The organism is Ruegeria sp. CH10 (assembly GCF_056537125.1).
The window spans coordinates 1,209,459-1,227,452 of the sequence record NZ_JBQFQY010000001.1 but is presented as its reverse complement, the minus strand read 5'-3'; the positions used below and the strand labels follow the sequence as shown (position 1 = coordinate 1,227,452).

Annotated in this window: 18 protein-coding genes and 1 tRNA gene; 7 read left to right on the top strand and 12 right to left on the bottom strand. The window is 58.1% G+C overall.

Annotated features, from left to right (window positions below; all coding sequences use genetic code 11):
- Window positions 1–8 precede the first annotated feature (8 nt).
- Window positions 9–800: an amino acid ABC transporter ATP-binding protein gene (locus ACRZ94_RS06020; protein WP_480649847.1), complete on the top strand. Its 792-nt coding sequence runs from the start codon at window positions 9–11 to the stop codon at window positions 798–800.
- 45 nt (window positions 801–845) lie between these two features.
- On the opposite strand, the gene ACRZ94_RS06015 is transcribed toward ACRZ94_RS06020, so the two are convergent.
- Genes ACRZ94_RS06015 through argB form a run of 3 tightly spaced genes read right to left on the bottom strand, consistent with a single transcriptional unit; the run spans window position 846 to window position 2,909 of the window.
- Entirely contained in the window at window positions 846–1,343 is a 498-nt protein-coding gene (locus tag ACRZ94_RS06015) for a SixA phosphatase family protein (RefSeq protein ID WP_480649848.1), read from the bottom strand.
- Entirely contained in the window at window positions 1,340–2,026 is a 687-nt protein-coding gene (locus tag ACRZ94_RS06010) for a ferredoxin (protein WP_480649850.1), read from the bottom strand. The genes ACRZ94_RS06015 and ACRZ94_RS06010 overlap by 4 nt, the downstream gene beginning before the upstream one ends.
- A gap of 19 nt (window positions 2,027–2,045) precedes the next feature.
- Window positions 2,046–2,909, bottom strand: coding sequence for an acetylglutamate kinase (gene argB, locus ACRZ94_RS06005; RefSeq protein ID WP_480649852.1), 864 nt, complete (start codon window positions 2,907–2,909; stop codon window positions 2,046–2,048).
- Between the two features lie 116 nt (window positions 2,910–3,025).
- On the opposite strand from argB, the gene ACRZ94_RS06000 reads away from it, so the two are divergent.
- Window positions 3,026–3,751, top strand: coding sequence for an SDR family NAD(P)-dependent oxidoreductase (locus ACRZ94_RS06000; RefSeq protein ID WP_480649853.1), 726 nt, complete (start codon window positions 3,026–3,028; stop codon window positions 3,749–3,751).
- Window positions 3,752–3,861: 110 nt separating this feature from the next.
- On the opposite strand, the gene yihA is transcribed toward ACRZ94_RS06000, so the two are convergent.
- The 8 genes from yihA to rpmH form a co-directional block, all read right to left on the bottom strand.
- Complete coding sequence (yihA, locus tag ACRZ94_RS05995) at window positions 3,862–4,515, bottom strand: ribosome biogenesis GTP-binding protein YihA/YsxC (RefSeq protein ID WP_480649855.1); 654 nt, start codon at window positions 4,513–4,515, stop codon at window positions 3,862–3,864.
- Window positions 4,512–5,249 (bottom strand): MOSC domain-containing protein, encoded by a 738-nt coding sequence (locus tag ACRZ94_RS05990; RefSeq protein WP_480649857.1) that lies wholly within the window; start codon window positions 5,247–5,249, stop codon window positions 4,512–4,514. Before ACRZ94_RS05990 ends, yihA begins: the two co-directional genes overlap by 4 nt.
- Window positions 5,246–7,069, bottom strand: coding sequence for a membrane protein insertase YidC (gene yidC, locus ACRZ94_RS05985; protein ID WP_480796898.1), 1,824 nt, complete (start codon window positions 7,067–7,069; stop codon window positions 5,246–5,248). The genes ACRZ94_RS05990 and yidC overlap by 4 nt, the downstream gene beginning before the upstream one ends.
- 123 nt (window positions 7,070–7,192) lie before the next feature.
- A complete protein-coding gene (locus ACRZ94_RS05980) occupies window positions 7,193–8,737 on the bottom strand; it encodes a putative bifunctional diguanylate cyclase/phosphodiesterase (RefSeq protein WP_480796897.1) in 1,545 nt (514 codons plus the stop codon).
- A 72-nt stretch (window positions 8,738–8,809) separates the two neighbouring features.
- Window positions 8,810–9,703: a tRNA 2-thiocytidine(32) synthetase TtcA gene (ttcA, locus tag ACRZ94_RS05975; protein WP_480796896.1), complete on the bottom strand. Its 894-nt coding sequence runs from the start codon at window positions 9,701–9,703 to the stop codon at window positions 8,810–8,812.
- A 44-nt stretch (window positions 9,704–9,747) separates the two neighbouring features.
- Window positions 9,748–9,972, bottom strand: coding sequence for a membrane protein insertion efficiency factor YidD (gene yidD / locus ACRZ94_RS05970; RefSeq protein ID WP_480649864.1), 225 nt, complete (start codon window positions 9,970–9,972; stop codon window positions 9,748–9,750).
- A complete protein-coding gene (gene rnpA / locus ACRZ94_RS05965; protein WP_480796895.1) occupies window positions 9,969–10,394 on the bottom strand; it encodes a ribonuclease P protein component in 426 nt (141 codons plus the stop codon). Before rnpA ends, yidD begins: the two co-directional genes overlap by 4 nt.
- A 26-nt stretch (window positions 10,395–10,420) precedes the next feature.
- Window positions 10,421–10,555 (bottom strand): 50S ribosomal protein L34, encoded by a 135-nt coding sequence (rpmH, locus tag ACRZ94_RS05960; RefSeq protein ID WP_005980833.1) that lies wholly within the window; start codon window positions 10,553–10,555, stop codon window positions 10,421–10,423.
- Window positions 10,556–10,853: 298 nt separating this feature from the next.
- On the opposite strand from rpmH, the gene ACRZ94_RS05955 reads away from it, so the two are divergent.
- The 4 genes from ACRZ94_RS05955 (at window position 10,854) to ACRZ94_RS05940 (ending at window position 14,550) form a co-directional block, all read left to right on the top strand.
- The gene (locus tag ACRZ94_RS05955) at window positions 10,854–11,585 is read left to right on the top strand and encodes a TVP38/TMEM64 family protein (RefSeq protein WP_480796894.1); all 732 of its coding nucleotides are present in this window, start codon (window positions 10,854–10,856) and stop codon (window positions 11,583–11,585) included.
- A 4-nt stretch (window positions 11,586–11,589) separates the two neighbouring features.
- Window positions 11,590–13,008: a dihydrolipoyl dehydrogenase family protein gene (locus ACRZ94_RS05950; protein ID WP_480796893.1), complete on the top strand. Its 1,419-nt coding sequence runs from the start codon at window positions 11,590–11,592 to the stop codon at window positions 13,006–13,008.
- An 18-nt stretch (window positions 13,009–13,026) separates the two neighbouring features.
- A complete protein-coding gene (locus ACRZ94_RS05945; RefSeq protein WP_480649868.1) occupies window positions 13,027–14,409 on the top strand; it encodes a sensor histidine kinase in 1,383 nt (460 codons plus the stop codon).
- 64 nt (window positions 14,410–14,473) lie between these two features.
- Window positions 14,474–14,550 (top strand) — tRNA-Arg (locus ACRZ94_RS05940).
- A gap of 290 nt (window positions 14,551–14,840) precedes the next feature.
- Here ACRZ94_RS05940 and ACRZ94_RS05935 read toward each other — a convergent pair.
- A complete protein-coding gene (locus ACRZ94_RS05935) occupies window positions 14,841–15,635 on the bottom strand; it encodes a lysophospholipid acyltransferase family protein (RefSeq protein ID WP_480649869.1) in 795 nt (264 codons plus the stop codon).
- A 1,722-nt stretch (window positions 15,636–17,357) separates the two neighbouring features.
- On the opposite strand from ACRZ94_RS05935, the gene ACRZ94_RS05930 reads away from it, so the two are divergent.
- On the top strand, window positions 17,358–17,846 hold the full coding sequence (locus tag ACRZ94_RS05930; protein WP_480796892.1) for a helix-turn-helix transcriptional regulator: 489 nt from the start codon (window positions 17,358–17,360) through the stop codon (window positions 17,844–17,846).
- Window positions 17,847–17,994 lie beyond the last annotated feature (148 nt).

Below are 17,994 nucleotides of genomic sequence, written 5' to 3'. Positions count from 1 at the left end.
TTCAAACTATGTCTGAACTTGCAATTGAACGCGAAATTGACCGCTCCAAAATGCAGGTGAGCGACGAGGTCGCCATCGAAATCACCAACATGAACAAGTGGTACGGGTCTTTCCACGTGCTGCGCGACATCAATCTGACCGTCAATCAAGGCGAACGGATCGTGATCGCGGGGCCATCGGGGTCAGGTAAATCCACTTTGATCCGCTGCCTGAACGCTCTGGAGGAACACCAGCAGGGCACGATCATGGTGGACGGGACTGAGCTGTCGAATGACCTGAAGAACATCGACAAGATCCGCTCCGAGGTTGGGATGGTGTTTCAACACTTCAACCTGTTCCCGCATCTGACCATTCTGGAAAACTGCACGCTGGCCCCGATCTGGGTGCGCAAGACGCCCAAGAAAGAGGCCGAAGAGCGCGCGATGCACTTCCTTGAGAAGGTGAAAATCCCCGATCAGGCGCTGAAATACCCGGGTCAGTTGTCGGGTGGTCAGCAGCAGCGAGTGGCGATTGCGCGGTCCTTGTGCATGATGCCGCGGATCATGTTGTTCGATGAACCGACATCGGCACTGGACCCCGAGATGATCAAAGAGGTGCTCGACACCATGATCGAACTGGCCGAGGAAGGCATGACCATGCTGTGCGTGACCCACGAGATGGGCTTTGCCCGTCAGGTCGCCAACCGCGTGATTTTCATGGATGCCGGTCAGATCGTGGAACAGAACGAACCAGAAGAGTTCTTTAACAACCCGCAGAGCGAACGGACCAAGCTGTTCCTGAGCCAGATTCTGGGTCACTGATCCGGGCGAAACAGATGAAAAGGCGGGGTTTTGCCCCGCCTTTTTTCATTCCAGCAAGTCACGTGGGATAGTGAACCCCAGCACGTCACCGCTGTTCCAGCGCACCCGCGCCCATTCTTCGACATCAAAGCGGATCACGGTGGTGGCACAGGTTGGATAGTCGTGAAACCGGGGATGATCCGGCGCGCGCTGGACAATTCGGTTTGCAAAGTAGCCAATTCCGGGATTATGCCCCAGCATCAGCACGGTTGGCCCAGTCGCGTCGGACAATTGGCGCAGAATATCTTCAGCATCAGCGTGATACAGGGTGCGATCAAAATGGACGTTTTCGGCCTCTAGCCCCATCTGCTCCCATGTTTCTCGGGTGCGGGTTGAGGTTGAACTTAGCACCTCATCCGGCAGCCAGCCGTTTTGGCGCAGCCAAGCCCCAATAGCTGGGGCTGATTTGCGCCCACGCTTGTTCAGGGGACGGTCATGATCGCCGAGGGTGGGGTCACCCCAACTGGATTTTGCGTGGCGGGTCAGGATCAGTGTGCGGGTCATGACGGGTGAAAGGCGCGCATGTGATGGGCGGATTGTTCCGGGTCACGACCGGCCCCAGCGCTGACCGGGCAGGACAGGCGCGCCAGGCAGCCGCTGGTCAGGCAGGTTTGTCCTTCGGCAGTGGAGAGATGGCCGTGGCAGGCATTAACGTCATAGAAATCTTGGGTGTTCAGCGCTTGGACCGGGCAAGATGTTGCACAGGGGGCGGGACAATCTGTGCAAGGTGACGTGCCGCTGCCTTCGGGGATGTCGAATTCCCGTCCGAAATGCAGCGCCCCCCGGTATGAGATCATCATCCCCACTGTTTCATGCACCAAAGCGCCAACCGGGCTGTTGAACGTGCGGCCGGATTTCAACGCCCAGTCGATGAAGGGGGTGTAAGGTGGCCCGCCAAACGGAAAATATGCCTGCGCGCCCAGATTCTGCGCCATCTGTCCAATGACGCGACTGGACCAACGGTCAACCGGGTCGGGCCCCGACCATTCTGCGGATGTTTTCAAGACGGGCCAGAAAGCCGCACCCGCGCCCAAAAGAACCAGAGTTCCCCCGTCCAGACCCTTGGCGCCACTCAGTCGTGGATGCGTTGCGCCCATGACGATCAGGCCTGCTTGATGCGCCGCACGCATGACCCAGCCATAGCTGACTGCCGCCGCGTAAGAGGATGGGGGGGGATATCCGGTCATCTCTCCTCGGCGGGTTACGTCAATCGGGCCGGATCAGGGATCCGGCGCCGTGCTCGGTGAACAGTTCCAACAATACGGCATTGGGCGCGCGCCCGTCCAGAATGACAACAGCCCGTACGCCGCTGTGCAGCGCGTCCAGCGCCGTTTCGGTCTTTGGGATCATCCCGCCTGCGATCGTGCCGTCCATGGTCATCTCGCGGATCTGACCGGCCTTGAGCTCGGTCACGACCTCTCCGCCTGCGTTTTTCACGCCCGAGACATCGGTCAGCAGCAACAGCCGGTCCGCCTTGAGGGCCGATGCGATGGCACCCGCGGCGGTATCGCCGTTGATGTTGAAGGTTTCCCCGTTCCTGCCCGCACCCAACGGCGCGATGACCGGGATCACATCATGTGAAAACAGGTTGTGCAGAATGGCCGGGTTCATTTCGGCAGGCGAGCCGACAAACCCCAGCGATGGATCGGCCTGATCGCAGACAATCAGGTTCGCATCCTTGCCCGACAGACCCACAGCAGTACCGCCCTGACCGTTGATCGCCTGAACGATACGCTTGTTCACAAGACCGGACAGGACCATTTCAACCACTTCGACGGTGGCTTTGTCGGTCACCCGCTTGCCGTTCACGAACTCGGACTGGATATTCAGTTGGTCCAGCATCGCGTTGATCATCGGTCCACCGCCATGCACGATCACCGGGTTCACGCCGACCTGACGCATCAGCACCACGTCGCGGGCAAAGCTCTCCATCGCTTCATCGCTGCCCATGGCGTGGCCGCCCAGTTTGATAACGACAACTGCACCGTCATAGCGCTGCAGATAGGGCAAAGCGCTGTTCAACGTGGCAGCGGTGGCGATCCAGTCTCGGTTCATGTCTCGTGTCTTCATGTCATGTCCTCTTCTTCACGTGTTAGGCGTTTTGGCGGCGTAAGCCAAGATCGCTGTTGTGGGTCGCAATGGCGCTGCTAGGGTGCCGGTGCGCCCTGAATCAGGAGGCATGTCCGATGGAACAGAAAACTCTTGTCTTGACGGGGGCAAGCCGGGGGATCGGTTTTGCGACGGTACGCAGGTTCCACGCCGAAGGCTGGCGGGTGATCACATGCTCGCGCCATCCTGTGCCCGACGACTGCCCTTGGGACGGCAAGGAAAATCATGTGCAACTGGATCTGAGCGACCCGGCCGACACGATCAACGCGGTTGGCCTGCTGCAAGAGATGACAAACGGCAAGCTGCACGCGCTGGTCAACAATGCCGGTGTATCGCCCAAAGGCCCGAACGGAGAGCGGCTGAGCACCCTCAACACCGACCTCATGACCTGGGGGCAAGTGTTTCATGTCAATTTCTTTGCGTCGGTCGTTCTGGCGCGCGGGTTGAAAGAGGAACTGGCCGCCGCACGCGGGTCCGTGGTGAACGTGACATCCATCGCCGGATCGCGGGTGCATCCGTTTGCAGGTGCAGCCTATGCCACATCCAAGGCGGCGCTGGCGGCTTTGACCCGTGAAATGGCGCATGATTTCGGACCGATGGGTGTGCGGGTGAACGCGATTGCGCCGGGTGAGGTCGAAACCTCGATCCTAAGCCCGGGCACAGATAAAATTGTGGAAAAACTGCCGCTGGGCCGGTTGGGCCAACCCGAAGAGGTCGCGGCGGCCATCTATTTCCTGTGTTCGCAGGAAAGCTCATACATCTCGGGCGCGGAAATTGAGGTGAACGGCGCGCAGCACGTCTAAAGCGCTTCGGGTTTTACCTGAATCACTCTGTGACACGAATGTCCCGAGAACGCCGCAGGCGTGGCAGGGTATTCGAGTCTCAAGTTAAACCCGAAACGCTTTATGGGGCTTTATTCCAACCCTGCGATGATTGAGCGGAGTGTCGGCACTCCGTCCCCTTTTTCCGATGAGGTCAGCACGATTTCAGGAAAGGCTGCGGGATGTTTCGACAGTGCGCCCCGGACCTGTTCCAGCACCTTTTCGCGATCCTTGGTTTTGACTTTGTCGGCCTTGGTCATCACGCATTGGAACGTCACCGCGCTGGTGTCCAGCAGCTTCATAATTTCTGCATCCACCGGTTTGACCCCGTGGCGCGAGTCGATCAGAACAAAGGCACGGCGCAGGGTCTGACGGCCGCTGAGATATTGTTTCAGCAGGCGCTGCCATTTCTCAACCACCTTAACCGGCGCATTGGCATAGCCATAGCCGGGCAGGTCCACCAGATATAGTTCGGGGCCTTGGGTGAAAAAGTTGATCTCTTGCGTCCGGCCCGGCGTGTTCGACGCGCGGGCCAGACCCTTGGTGCCGGTCAGCGCGTTAATCAGGCTGGATTTCCCCACGTTTGAGCGGCCTGCAAAACAGACCTCAAGACGGTCGGGCGCGGGCAGGCCGTTCATGGCGACCACGCCTTTGACGAACTCGGATTCGCCGGCGAACAGCTTGCGGCCCCGCTCAAGCGCGAAGTCGTCCGGTTCATCGGCTAGGGGGAAGGGCAGGGTGCTCATAGCAGTTGAACCTTGTCTCCGACTGAGATTGCGCCGCCTTTGACAACCTCGGCATAGATGCCGAAATCCTGATGGCCCCAGCTGTTCAGCGTGCCCAGCGTGTCGGCATCCCGCACACCCGTTTCGGGGTTGGCGGTTGTGGCCAGACAGCGGGTGATGCGTTCGCGCACGTCGAATACGGCCTCACCGATCTGAACCTGACGGCCCAGCCAGTCGAATTCTTCCCACAGCGGCAGGCCATCGAACCAGATATTGCCTCGCCAGCGTTCGGTCGACAGGTCTTGCCCCAGCTTCTGTTCCACCGCGCGGTGCGAGGCCATGTTGCACAGGCTGATCGAGGGGAAATCGCTGTCGGTCATGCCGCGCCCGAGCACCCGAATGATCCGGGCCGAGGCCGCCCGATCCGCGGGCATCAGGGGTTTGACCCAGTCCAGAAATACCTCTTGGTCGGTATCGGGTTGGAAGTTCAGATCAGGGCGGTCCGGATGGGTCAAGGTCACCCGATCCCCGTCCAGACGCGCAGCAATGGCCATCAGCATCGGCGCCTTGGCCCCTCGGCTGAAATTCGGGCAGGGCACCCATTCCGAGCCATCCGCCTTGGACGCCTCATGCGCGACCGCCCAAACGCGATCCCCGGGCATGGTCTGCCCGGGGTTCACGGTTACGGTTTCGACGGCTTCACGACCATGGCTTTTGATCGGATGCCGCCAAAGCTGGGTGACTTGGCCCGTCATTTGTCATCCGCTTTTGGTGTGCGCTTGAAGCTGGACTTTATGTTGCCAAACACGTCCGGCTTATAGCCCTGGCTGCGCATGATTAGGTATTGCTGGGTGAAGGTGATCGTGTTGTTCGCGATCCAGTAGACCACCAACCCACTGGCAAAACCACCCAGCATGAACATGAACACCCACGGCATCCACGCAAAGATCATCTGTTGCGTCGGATCGGTTGGTGCCGGGTTCAGCTTTTGTTGCAGCCACATCGAGATACCCAGCAGCAGGGGCAGGATGCCGATAAAGATCAGCGCCATAAAGCTTTCGGGTTGCGGCGCAGCCCAAGGCAGCAGACCAAACAGGTTCATGATCGAGGTCGGGTCAGGCGCACTCAGGTCGCGGAACGGGCCAAACCAAGGGGCCTGACGCAGTTCGATGGTGACAAAGATCACCTTATACAGCGAGAAGAAGATCGGAATCTGCATCAGGATCGGCAGACAGCCCGCAGCGGGGTTCACCTTTTCCTTCTTGTACAGCTCCATCATGCCTTGCTGCATCTTCTGACGGTCATCGCCAGCGGCCTCTTTCAGGGCCTCCATCTGCGGCTGCAGTTCCTTCATCTTCGCCATCGAGACGTAGGATTTGAACGCCAGCGGGAACAGGATCGCCTTGATGATCAGGGTCAGGCCGATGATCGACCAGCCCATGTTGCCGATCAGCAAATTGATATTGTGCAGCAGCCAGAAGATCGGCTTGGTCAGGAAAAAGAACCAACCCCAGTCGATGCTGTCGATGAACTTCTGAACGCCTTCCGACTGGTATTCACGAATGGTTGCCCATTCCTTGGCACCTGCGAACAACTGCGTGGTCACCTCTTCGGTCGCGCCGGGGGCGACGGTCAGGGTCGGCAGAACGGTTTCGGTTTGATAGATTTTGCGGCGCGAGTCGTATTTCGCGGCGGCTTTGAAAGGTGTGCCCGGCTCAGGGATCAGGGTGGTCATCCAGTAGTGGTCGGTGAAACCGATCCAGCCGTTTTCCTTGACCTGATACACCTCGGCCTGCGCGCGTTCGTTCGGGTCGATGTCGAAATCGCGGACATCGCCATAATCGATCTCGGCCAGGGTGCCGTCGGCCATGCCGATCACGCCTTCATGCAGGATGAAGAAGTTCTTCAGCCCCGGCAGGTCGCCGTCTTCGCCGATGCCGTGGCGGGCCAGAATGCCGTAGGGGGCCATCCCGACCTCAGCGCCCGAGTTGTTTTCGACCGATTGCGTGACCGAGAACATGTAGTTCTCATCGACCGAGATCGTACGGCGGAAGGTCAGACCCGTGTCGTTTTCCCATTTCAGGGTAACGGGTGTGTCGACGCCCAGTGTCTCACCGTTTTCAACGGTCCACAGCGTGTTGGGGCCGGGGACATCTGTGCCACTCACGCCCGTGCCGGGGGCCCAGCCGTAAAGGGCATAATAGGCAGATTCCGATCCGACGGGATAGAGCAGTTCGACGATCGGTGCACCTTCGTCGATCGAGACTTTGTAATCCTTCAGGAACAGTTCATCGATGCGACCGCCGGACAGCGAAAGGCTGCCTTGCAGGCGGGGGGTGTCGATCTCAATACGCGGGGCTGCGTCGTCAGGCAGGGTTTCCTCGGCCGCCGCAGTCGCTTCGCCCGTGGTGCCGGCGGCGCTGGGGGTCTGAACCTCATCACCATCAACAGCAGCGATTTCCGACCCTTCCGGCAGGGTCGTCTGTTCCGGAGGCGGGAACAGGACGAACCAAACAAGGATCACCAGAAAGCTGAGCGCGGTTGCAAGGATGAGATTCTTGTTCTGATCGTCCATCGGGGACAGCCACCTTAAGCAGTGAAACACACCCGGTGGGTTCAACAGAGTGCGGGCCCAAAGGTCAAGCGGATTCGCCTGTCATTTCGTCACGGATCGCGTTTCTGTGGCGTAAATCGACGATTATGGCCCGGTCTTGCGCCCGATCTTGGGCATCCCGATGACCTTGTTCTGATGCGCAGCTATCCAATCCAGCGTCTGTTCGAAGGGCATCGGCTTGCCAATCCCAAAGCCCTGAACATGGTCGCATCCCAATTGGGCCATCAGCGCGTGCTCTCCCTTGGTTTCGACGCCTTCGGCCAGAGTCTCGAGATTCAGCCGCTCGGCCATGGTTAGGATGGCGCTGACCAGTTGTTGCTGGCCGGAGTCCCGATCCGCCTTGGCAACAAAAGTCCGGTCAATCTTGATCCGCGAGACATTGAAGCGCTTGATCGACGCGATCGAGGCATGACCGGTACCAAAATCATCCAGATCGATGCAACATCCCAGATCAGACATGCTGACAACGTTGCGGGTGATCACATCGTCCGGGCGGCGTGAGAATACGGTTTCCAGAATTTCAACCGCCAGACGGTCCGGTGTCAGATCATTCTGGTCCAGTTCCCATTTCAGGCGATCAATCAGGGCCGGGTCGCGCAGCTCATCTGACGAGAAGTTCACCCCGATCCGCGGCACAACAACTTCGGCGCGGTCCCATTCACGCATGGCTGCAAATGCGTGGTGCCGCATGGTTTGCCCGAGCCGTTCCATAAGTTCGGCCTGTTCCGCGAACGGTAGGAAAATCTGCGGGCTCAATACACCCTTTTGCGGATGTTCCCAGCGCGCCAAAGCCTCAAATCCCGTAACCCGGCCGGTATCGGTTGAAATCTGAGGTTGAAACCACGGGCGGATTTCCCCGTTATCCAGCGCCGCCAGGAAGTCCTTGCGCAGGTTGGCGCGGATATGCGAACGGCGGCGGGTTTCGTCGGAATAGGCGCGAATGGTTGATGGTCCGTTTCTCTGCGCTTCGCTAAGGGCGGCTGAGGCCGCGTCGATCCAGCCCTCGTAGGCGCCACCCGCCACGCTGGACAGCAGGCTGAAACCAATTGAGCAGGACACATAGACACCTGCGCCATTCAGCGTAAACGGTTCTTCGACGACGGCCTGCATGCGTCCTGCCATCTGAATGCAGGCCTCAAGGTCCAACTGTCCTGAGGGCTGCAAACCGATTGCGATCTTGTTCTGATCCAGTCGTGTTACGATGTCGTGTGAACGCAGGATCGAAAGAATCCGGCGACCGAATTGCTCGGACAAATGATTGGCCGCCGCATTCCCATGCAAATCCTGAAACTCAGCGTAGTCATCCAGCGCCACAAGAAGGCAGGCGGAATCTGTGACATCTGTCGTTGTTGTCTTGAAAATCTGCTCCAACTCGGTCGCGAAACTGTCCAGCGCCATGATCCCGCCGGGTGGGTTCCGGCGCTGATATTGCCGGTCGGCGCGCGCCTCAAACGCGGCGACACCCATGAAAACAAGAGGCAGACCCAGTGCGGCCATCACCAGAGCCCTTTCCCCGCCGATCCAGAATGTGGCCAGGGTTATCGCGGGAACAAAGGCCAGTGCAGATGGCCCGCTGAGCGCGGAGAGTATAGTATTGAGAACGCGTTCGACAGTGAGGTGTTTCCACATCGGTTTTCCGGGCCTCTACGTTTCGGCATAGAACGATAGAGGTGACCGTAGAAAACCAATCTGAGTCAGACGTTAACGCAACTGTGGAATTTCGCCTGAATTTTCGTCTTTTTTGCCGGGTTTCAGCGTTAGGTTGGCAAAATCGAACAATTTCGGGTCTAAAAGATGTGAGGGGCGCGCATTGGTCAGGGCCCGGAACATGACCTGACGACGACCGGGGCTGTTCTTTTCCCACTGATCCAGAATCTGTTTCACCTGCTGACGCTGCAGCCCGTCCTGACTGCCGCACAGATCGCAGGGAATGATGGGGTAGTTCATCGCATTGGCGAATTTCTCGCAATCCGCCTCGGCCACATGGGCCAACGGGCGGTATACGAACAGGTCGCCTTCTTCATTCACCAGTTTTGGTGGCATGGTCGCCAGACGACCGCCGTGGAAGAGGTTCATGAAAAAGGTCTCAAGAATATCGTCGCGGTGATGGCCCAGAACGACCGCAGAACAGCCCTCTTCCCGCGCGATACGGTAAAGGTTGCCACGGCGCAGGCGCGAACACAGCGCGCAATAGGTGCGGCCCTGTGGAACCTTGTCCATCACGACAGAATAGGTGTCCTGATATTCAATGCGATGGGGCACCTGCATGCGTTCCAGAAACTCTGGCAGAACGGTTGCAGGAAAGCCGGGCTGACCCTGATCCAGATTGCAGGCCAGCAGATCGACGGGCAGCAAACCGCGCCATTTCAGCTCATACAGCACCGCCAGCAGGGTATAGCTGTCTTTGCCACCCGACAGACAGACCAGCCAGCGCGGCGGTTTGCCGTCCTTGTCATGGGCTGCAGGGTCCACCATCCCATAATGCTCGATCGCTTCACGGGTCTGGCGCATGATGCGTTTGCGCAGCTTTTTGAACTCGGTGGTCGAGGGCGCACCGGAAAAGAGCGGGTGGATATCGTCAGCTTCGTCAAACATGGGCGGGGCCTATCGCAAAATGGGTCAACCGGGCAAGGGCAGGGTTATTCGTCGGGCACCGGATCATAGCCGTCACCGCCCCAGGGATGACAGCGCCCAATGCGCCGGGCGGCCAGCCACGCGCCTTTGATTGCGCCGTGTTTTTCCAGCGCTTCCAACGCATAGGCCGAACATGTGGGTTGATACCGGCAATTGAAACCGACCCAAGGGCTGAACACCAATCGATAGGCTTTCACGGGCAAAGCAAAGAGGCGGGCCAGCAGGGTCATTTTCTATCGCCATGCAGCTTGCGCAGGGCATAGTGCAGATCCCCTAGAAGCGATTCATAAGGCCGGTCTGCAGTGACCTCAGCACGTCCGATCAGCACGTAATCCCAGCCGTCCAGCCCGTGATTGGGCAGAACAGCCCGCGCGGCCTCGCGCAGGCGCCGCTTGGCGCGGTTGCGGGCCACGGCATTGCCGACCTTCTTGGAGCAGGTGAACCCGACGCGAATCCCCGCGGCCTCATCCGACGCGCGCTTGCGGGCTTGTACCATCATGGACGAGGTGCCCTGACGTCGCGCCCGTGCTGCCTTCAGGAAATCGGACCGGTTTTTGAGGACAGTCAATGCATCAGGCGCGCAAACGGACGCCGCCGGGGGCTGTACCCTCGGCTGGTGTTTACCATCCTCAGGGGCCTCCGGCGGCGTCATGTTCATAACCTGAAAGGTCGAGCGGCTTACGCGCTCAACGATTTGCGGCCACGTGCGCGGCGCGCGTTCAGGATCTTGCGGCCGGCCTTGGTGGCCATGCGCGCGCGGAAACCGTGGCGGCGTTTGCGAACCAGGTTCGAAGGCTGATAGGTGCGTTTCATCGCTCCGTCTCCAATCTAATGCGGTGGGGTGCGGCGCGGATTCGCCTGGCCCTAGTGTTCGAAGCCCGTCCTCTACTGTCTGGCGCGGGGTAAGTCAAACCCCTAGGTGGGGGTTTTGACGCCTTTTGCAACAATTCTGTAACCGCACGGGGCAAAAGGTTTCAAAATAGCGGTTTTGATCCCCCAAACCCTCACATTCCCTGTCGGAAACATCAAGGCCGCGTGAGGCCCCTGTTGTGCTGAACCCGGAAAGCGCATGTTGATCGCAGACATGAAACGCACGAAACCGGACGATCCCATGAGCGATACATCTCAGGCCCCGCGCAACGGGCTTGCGCGCCATATTCCCTTGCTGGTGATTCTTGCCGTCGCTGCGGCGGGGTTTTTCACGCTGGGCGACTATCTGACCTTTGAGACCCTGCGCGACAATCGCGAATCCTTGCTGGCATGGCGCGACGCGCATTACGGGTGGATGGCCGCCGCCTTCATCGGGGTCTATATCGTGATCGTTGCCTTTTCGCTGCCGGGTGCAGCTGTCGCCTCGATGACCGGCGGGTTCCTGTTCGGCCTGTTTGCAGGCACCGTGTTCAACGTGGTTGCCGCCACCATCGGAGCCTCGGCCATTTTTCTGGCGGCGCGCTGGGGGTTGGGCGAATCCCTGACAGCGCGGCTGGAATCCTCGGAAGGCACCATCAAAAAGCTGAAAGACGGGCTGCGCGAGAATGAAATCTCGGTCCTGTTTCTGCTGCGTCTGGTTCCCGTGGTGCCGTTCTTTGTGGCCAATCTGGTGCCTGCTCTGGTGGGTGTGAAATTCCGCAACTTCCTGATCACAACGGCGCTGGGCATCATTCCGGGGGGCATCGTTTATACCTGGATCGGCGTCGGACTGGGCGGCGTGTTTGACAGGGGTGAGACACCAGATGTCTCGCTGCTGTGGGAGCCCTTCGTGATCGGCCCGATCATCGGCTTGTGCGTATTGGCTGCTTTGCCGATAGTCATCAAAGCCGTCAAAGGCAAAAAGGACGCCTGATCCCATGCAAGACTTGAAAACAGATATCCTGGTGATCGGAGCCGGGTCGGGCGGGTTGTCCGTTGCGGCCGGGGCCAGCCAGATGGGTGCCGACGTGATCCTGCTGGAAGGTCACAAGATGGGTGGCGACTGCCTGAATTTCGGCTGTGTCCCTTCCAAGGCGCTGATTGCCAGTGGCAAGGCGGCTTATGGTCAGGCGCATTCCTCCGCGCTGGGCGTGGCGGATGTGGTGCCGCAGGTGGACTATGCCGCCGCCAAGGACCACGTGCACGGTGTGATCGCCCAGATTGAGCCGATGGACAGTCAGGACCGGTTCGAAGGCTTTGGCGTCAAGGTGATCCGCGAATATGGCAGTTTTGTTTCGCCCACACAGGTGCAGGCGGGGGATCACCTTATCACTGCACGGAGGGTCGTGATCGCGACAGGCTCATCGCCTCTGGTGCCGCCGATCCCCGGTCTGGATCAGGTGCCGTATTTCACCAATGAGACGATCTTTGATCTGCGCGAAAAGCCCGAGCATCTGTTGATCATAGGCGGCGGCCCCATCGGGATGGAGATGGCGCAGGCCCATATCCGGCTTGGCAGCAAGGTCACCGTGATCGAAGGCATGGCTGCGCTGAGCAAGGATGACCCCGAGGCGGCGGCTGTCGTATTGGACACCCTGCGGGACGAAGGCGTGGCGATCCATGAACAGGCGATGGTCGCGCAGATCAGGCAGAATAACGGTGCGGTCGAGGTCGTGACCGAGAATGGCGATATCTTCGCGGGCTCGCACTTGTTGCTTGCCGCCGGGCGCAAGGCCAACATCGACCGTCTGAACTTGCAGGCTGCGGGGATTGAGCCGACCCGGACAGGTATCAAGGTCGACGCATCCCTGCGCACCACAAACCGCAAGGTCTATGCCATCGGGGATGTGGCGGGCGGGCTGCAATTCACCCATGTGGCGGGGTATCATGCGGGTATCATCATCCGCTCGGCCCTGTTCGGGCTGCCGTCCAAGGCCAAAACGGCGCATATCCCTTGGGCCACATATACCGACCCCGAACTGGCGCAGGTTGGCATGACCGAAGCGCAGGCGCGTGATCAGCATGGCGACGGGGTGGAAATCGCGCGCTTCGATTATCATCACAACGACCGCGCCATTTCCGAGCGTAAGACGAAAGGCCTCATTAAGGTCATGGTCGTAAAAGGCCGACCGGTCGGGGCCACAATCGTAGGGCATCAGGCCGGGGAGCTGATCAACTTGTGGTCGCTGGCGCTGGCCAATAACCTGAAGATGGGACAGATCGCCGCGATGGTTTCACCCTATCCGACGATCGGAGAGCTTAACAAACGGGTGGCGGGTGCCTATTTCTCGCCAAGGCTATTTGAGAATCAAACGGTTAAACGCGTGGTGGGTTTCGTCCAGCGCTGGATACCCTGATCAGGAAGGGAGAGCAGATTGAACTCACTGTCGGGCCGATTTCTGATCCTGACGACGGTCTTCGTGATGTTGGCCGAGATTTTGATCTTTGTTCCTTCCATCGCGCGCTTCCGCGAAGACTTTCTGCTGAACCGGCTGGAACGCGCGCAGATCGCCTCATTGGCTTTGCTGGCCGATGACATGCTGGCCGATGATCTTGAGGCTGAGCTTCTGGCCAATGCGGGTGTCTATAACGTCGTGCTGCGGCGGGACGAGGTGCGGCAGCTGATGCTATCCTCGCCCATCCCTGATCAGGTCACTAATACCTACGATCTGCGCGACGCGACCCCATGGATTTTGATCCGGGACGCCGTGGCCCGCCTGTTCACCCCCGAAAACGAAGTGATCCGCGTGATCGGGGAACCGGTCAAAGGAGCCGGCTTGTTGATCGAGGTCACGACAGACAGTGAACCCTTGCGTATGGCAATGACCGACTATGGGCTGCGCATTCTGGGGCTGTCCTTTGTCATTTCTATCATAACCGCGTTCTTCCTGTTCCTTGCCGTGCGGGTGGTGCTGGTGAAGCCAATCAAAGGCGTCGTCGGCTATATGCAGCGCTATGCAAGCGCGCCCGAGGATGCGCGCGGCATCATCACGCCCAATTCCAAAGTCACCGAGCTGCGCGAGGCCGAAGAAGCGCTGGAGCAGTTGCAAAAGGAACTGACCCAGGCCCTCAAACAGCGCGAGCGTCTGGCCCAACTTGGCGGCGCAGTTGCCAAGGTCAGCCACGATTTGCGCAATATTCTGACTTCGGCCCAGTTGTTTACGGATCGGATCGAATCGAGCGATGATCCTTTGGTCAGTCGCATGGCGCCGAAACTGGTGAACTCGATCACGCGCGCGGTCTCCTTGTGCGAAAGCACGCTGGCCTTCGGTCGCGCCGAGGAGCCTGCACCGACCCTGACCATGGTCCCCTTGCACAACGTGGCCGAGGATGTCGTCGCCAGCGAGCAGCTTGCTGTTGCAGATGCCTGTGTCGAAATCGTCAACGAAGTACCCGACGATCTGATCGCCCGCGCGGATCCCGAGCAGATTTTCCGGGTGATGATGAACCTTGTACGCAACGCGCGCCAGGCCCTTGTGGCGTCCGGCAAGCCGGGCAAGATCACGATTGCAGGCTGTACCTATGAAAACGACTGGTGCCTGGAAATCAGGGACAATGGCCCCGGATTGCCCCCTAAAGCGCGCGAGAATCTGTTTACTCCGTTCCAGGGCGGCGTGCGCAAAGGCGGCTCGGGTCTTGGTCTGGCGATTTCACAGGAACTGGTGCGCGGGCACGGCGGCGATCTGGTTCTGGCCGAGACAGGGCCGCAGGGAACGACCTTTGAAATAAGGCTCCCGCGGGGCGACGTGACTTTTTAAAATATTTTTGCAGAATCGACTTGCACGTCCTTCGGGGTAGGTCTAAACACCGCCTCACCAACGCGGACCGATAGCTCAGCTGGATAGAGTACTTGACTACGAATCAAGGGGTCGGGGGTTCGAATCCTCCTCGGTCCGCCATTGGTATCTTGTTGTATATCATGACACAAACTCGACCCAACAGTCATAGTGCGACCAGAGCAGGGTGTAATCTCAGCATAAAATGGCGGGCCAGGTAGAAAAGCCCTCATGCAACGAAATAGGGATTGAGCTGCAGATCTGCACGATGACGTGTTTCAGAAAATGTCGGCGGAGAGCCCAAGTTGCAAAACGCTGCGCAGTATCGGAATGGCTATTGTATACGCAAAGCGGTCAATGAAGGCTATCGATCCAGTCGATCTACTGGCATGAAAATAGCGTCTCCTAGATGGTTAACGTCGTACCCTATCATCGAAAACGACCATCATCGCATTTCTCAATCTAGACACATCCTCGTCTACAGAAGCGGACGGATCGCATTCGAATGACGGCAAAACCTCGACCCGGATCGTTCCACTTTTAGGCAGGTGTTTGCCGCGAGGTAACAAGCGATCGGAATCGTGAATGACGATCGGCCGGATTGTCCTACCCGTACTGCGCGCGGCCAATACGGCACCTGCCTTGAATGCGCCAAGACTTTCGGACCGGGTGCGCGTGCCCTCGGGAAACAGCACGACAGAGCATCGTGCAGGCATTCCGTGGATGGCGGCAGTAAGTGTTTCAAGCGCTACACGGCCGCTCCTGCGGTCAACTTCAACAAGCCCGGCGCCTTTGAACCCGCGGCGCAAAAGGGCCGCGTCACAAAGTTCCTTTTTGGCGGCAAAGGTGATCCACTTGGCGTCCGGCAAAGCATCCATCAGGGCGAAGCCATCCAGGTGGCTGCGGTGGTTGATCACAATGATGCTGCCGGTGTCAGCTGCCAACATTGCCACTTCTTCCTGTGTCATCTCAGTTCGGATGCTCAGCAGCCACAAAAGCCGCGAACAGGCACGTTTGACCAGCCGCCAATACCAGCCGCGAAAGCCTCGCCGTTTTGCACAAAGCAAGGGTACAAACGCAACGTAAAGGAAGTAAACAGGGCCCAGCAGGAATAACGCTGTGCGCTTTATGATGCGCAAGCCGGTCGAGCCTATCGCCGCTGGTCCGGCGCCTTCGTCCAGAGATTGGGGTGACATGGGATCCGTCACAAGTGTCGCTTTCCTAGTGATAGTCACGAGGGTCCTTCTTTTGGCTTTCGCAGCCTGCCCTCTGCGCGCGTGGCCCAATATGCACCCAGCGTATTGCCTCTATGAGGCAATGGCGAAGGTACATCAACAGTAAGTCGCGTATTGGTGATTGGCCTCATTGGTTGGTTTGAGCCCAACAAGTGCACTCCATACCTTGCACGAATAGCTAGACAGCGCTTGTTGTGGTGGTTCGACCCTAGAACGTGTACGTCTGATTTGTCCCGCGTCACGAACGCCTGCGCCACCAACAGCAAAGGTGAGGTGTTAGTTAGGTCCAAATTGGGGCCAGTTAACGACTGTTTCGGTGACATGCGCTGCATGGCAACAAGATGTGTGCCAAGACTGCTAAGATATGCTGCGTCAGCACAGTCCAGAAAGTGAACTGCGGCTCTGTCCGCGAGGCAACCTTTCGTGCTCGTTCCAATGAACGGCCATCACTCAACAAGAGATCACTTCACCTAGAACCGCTTCAAGGATTCTCGAAAACTGCCATCGCATCATCAAACATCCAATGGTTGCGGAATCCGTCGCTCGTTTCATTGCTCTCCGTAGACCGCGAAGCGGACAACGCTGACCTTTTCAGCGCTTACTTCGGTGCGAGGTTTCTGAAACTGATGGCGCAACGCAACAACAATGCCCGGATCTTATACTCTGCCAATCCGGTAAGCGTGTCGTGAAGTATCTGAGGAGCCGGACTGCAAACAGCCGTTTCAGCGTGGATTTCAAGACAAGGCCCAAGCCGACGGTAGCCGATGTCTACGCCGCCGGTCAGGTCAAAGAACGCACATCGGTAATGCAGAGCAAAACACAATAGCCTGTTCGGTTCGAGATCACTGAAGGCACCGGGAAATTGCTCGCGAGATGGATGGAGGAGTCCCCAATGGTCGGGCCCGACTGCTTCTGGCCAGAAGACTCCCATGAGCGCCAGAATATATCTATACGTCATTGCGCTCAGCTTGTTCGCGATTGGGTCAAATCTATTGGCTTGGAGCCGAGCGACTGCGGCACGCATTCGATGCGCAGAACCATGGTTTCAAACACTTAACAAAAGACCGGCGATCTGAGAGCAGTTCAATTCTTGCTCGGACATACAAAGATGGGCCGCACGGTGCGATATCTTGGCAATCTCGGGAACCGTTGAAGTCTAAATAAGTGGGCAGTCTTCGTAGGTGGTCTTTTGCTGTCCGTCATCGATCAGTTGAGATGCAGTGGCTACAGCCCACTATTGGGACATGTGCCGCAAGTGCAAACAAATCGATCGAATTTGCGGAACGCGGACGATGCCACTACTTGCGACCTTACTATGAATGGCTTTTGTCTGCGCTTTGTCGCCCCACGAGAACTGGCAATAGCGAAAAGGTGTCATTCGTCGCTATTGCGGGAGTGAAAGGGGTGCCCTCAACAAAGGGCGTGCATGCACCATGGAAAATGCTGTCTTCGCAGAGCCATAACGCCTAGTGATGTTCCCACCGCGCGCGCGAATCAAGCCACTTAGTGAAATCTGAATTTGATTTGCAGACTACCGTGTTTTTCCCTCGAAGCGGGTGGCGCTATAGGAATGACCGAGGTTTTTAGTGAAGACATAAAGCCCGAATGTTGAGCACAATGCCATTCAAGGGCTTGCGCGCTTTTCAGGTTTTACATAGGCAGCCGCGACACTTCTCAACTGCCTTGGTTCCTCTGATGCCTTCGAAAAAACGTCTGACTTTCTCGTTCTTCGCCTCTCTGTTTTGCGCTTGCGTAATGCTGTTTGAAGATATTGGCGAAGCGATGGGTGTGGCCTGGATCGATGAATGGGATGACATCCACGTCTGGGAAGTGCTGATCATGCTGTCCCTGTTCGGTGCGATCATGGTGTTGGGGAATGAGGTCCTGAAAATGCGCCGCTATCAGGAGACCTTGGAGGACAAGATTGCCCGCGCGTCCGGCGCGTTCGAGGACCTGTTGAATGCCTATTTCGAAGAATGGTCTTTTTCGGATGCCGAACGCGAAGTGACCCGGCTTTTGATCAAGGGATGCTCAACCGCAGAAATGGCCGAGATTCGCGACGCCAAGGAAGGCACGATCAAGGCTCAGACCAACGCGATCTACAAGAAATCAGGGTATGCCGGGAAAGCCCAACTCCTGAGCGCGCTGCTGGAAGACCTGACCGATGGCGGGTCTGTTGCATGACGGTCTTGGTGGTGTTCGGCGGCAAATCCAGCCGATTGCAGGCATTACGTCTCAAAATGGCGCAAGAGCCAACGAAATAAGCATAAACTAAAGTTCTAAAGTGCTGTCTCAGCCATAATCCTGCCTCTATTCGTCCTTTAACCGCTGC

What these genes read in the sequence shown, in the direction of transcription:
- ACRZ94_RS06020 (WP_480649847.1), top strand. Translation starts at nt 9, where the DNA reads ATGTCTGAACTTGCAATTGAACGCGAAATTGACCGCTCCAAAATGCAG.
- ACRZ94_RS06015 (WP_480649848.1), bottom strand. Translation starts at nt 1,343, where the DNA reads ATGACCCGCACACTGATCCTGACCCGCCACGCAAAATCCAGTTGGGGT.
- ACRZ94_RS06010 (WP_480649850.1), bottom strand. Translation starts at nt 2,026, where the DNA reads ATGACCGGATATCCCCCCCCATCCTCTTACGCGGCGGCAGTCAGCTAT.
- argB (WP_480649852.1), bottom strand. Translation starts at nt 2,909, where the DNA reads ATGAAGACACGAGACATGAACCGAGACTGGATCGCCACCGCTGCCACG.
- ACRZ94_RS06000 (WP_480649853.1), top strand. Translation starts at nt 3,026, where the DNA reads ATGGAACAGAAAACTCTTGTCTTGACGGGGGCAAGCCGGGGGATCGGT.
- yihA (WP_480649855.1), bottom strand. Translation starts at nt 4,515, where the DNA reads ATGAGCACCCTGCCCTTCCCCCTAGCCGATGAACCGGACGACTTCGCG.
- ACRZ94_RS05990 (WP_480649857.1), bottom strand. Translation starts at nt 5,249, where the DNA reads ATGACGGGCCAAGTCACCCAGCTTTGGCGGCATCCGATCAAAAGCCAT.
- yidC (WP_480796898.1), bottom strand. Translation starts at nt 7,069, where the DNA reads ATGGACGATCAGAACAAGAATCTCATCCTTGCAACCGCGCTCAGCTTT.
- ACRZ94_RS05980 (WP_480796897.1), bottom strand. Translation starts at nt 8,737, where the DNA reads ATGTGGAAACACCTCACTGTCGAACGCGTTCTCAATACTATACTCTCC.
- ttcA (WP_480796896.1), bottom strand. Translation starts at nt 9,703, where the DNA reads ATGTTTGACGAAGCTGACGATATCCACCCGCTCTTTTCCGGTGCGCCC.
- yidD (WP_480649864.1), bottom strand. Translation starts at nt 9,972, where the DNA reads ATGACCCTGCTGGCCCGCCTCTTTGCTTTGCCCGTGAAAGCCTATCGA.
- rnpA (WP_480796895.1), bottom strand. Translation starts at nt 10,394, where the DNA reads ATGACGCCGCCGGAGGCCCCTGAGGATGGTAAACACCAGCCGAGGGTA.
- rpmH (WP_005980833.1), bottom strand. Translation starts at nt 10,555, where the DNA reads ATGAAACGCACCTATCAGCCTTCGAACCTGGTTCGCAAACGCCGCCAC.
- ACRZ94_RS05955 (WP_480796894.1), top strand. Translation starts at nt 10,854, where the DNA reads ATGAGCGATACATCTCAGGCCCCGCGCAACGGGCTTGCGCGCCATATT.
- ACRZ94_RS05950 (WP_480796893.1), top strand. Translation starts at nt 11,590, where the DNA reads ATGCAAGACTTGAAAACAGATATCCTGGTGATCGGAGCCGGGTCGGGC.
- ACRZ94_RS05930 (WP_480796892.1), top strand. Translation starts at nt 17,358, where the DNA reads ATGCCTTCGAAAAAACGTCTGACTTTCTCGTTCTTCGCCTCTCTGTTT.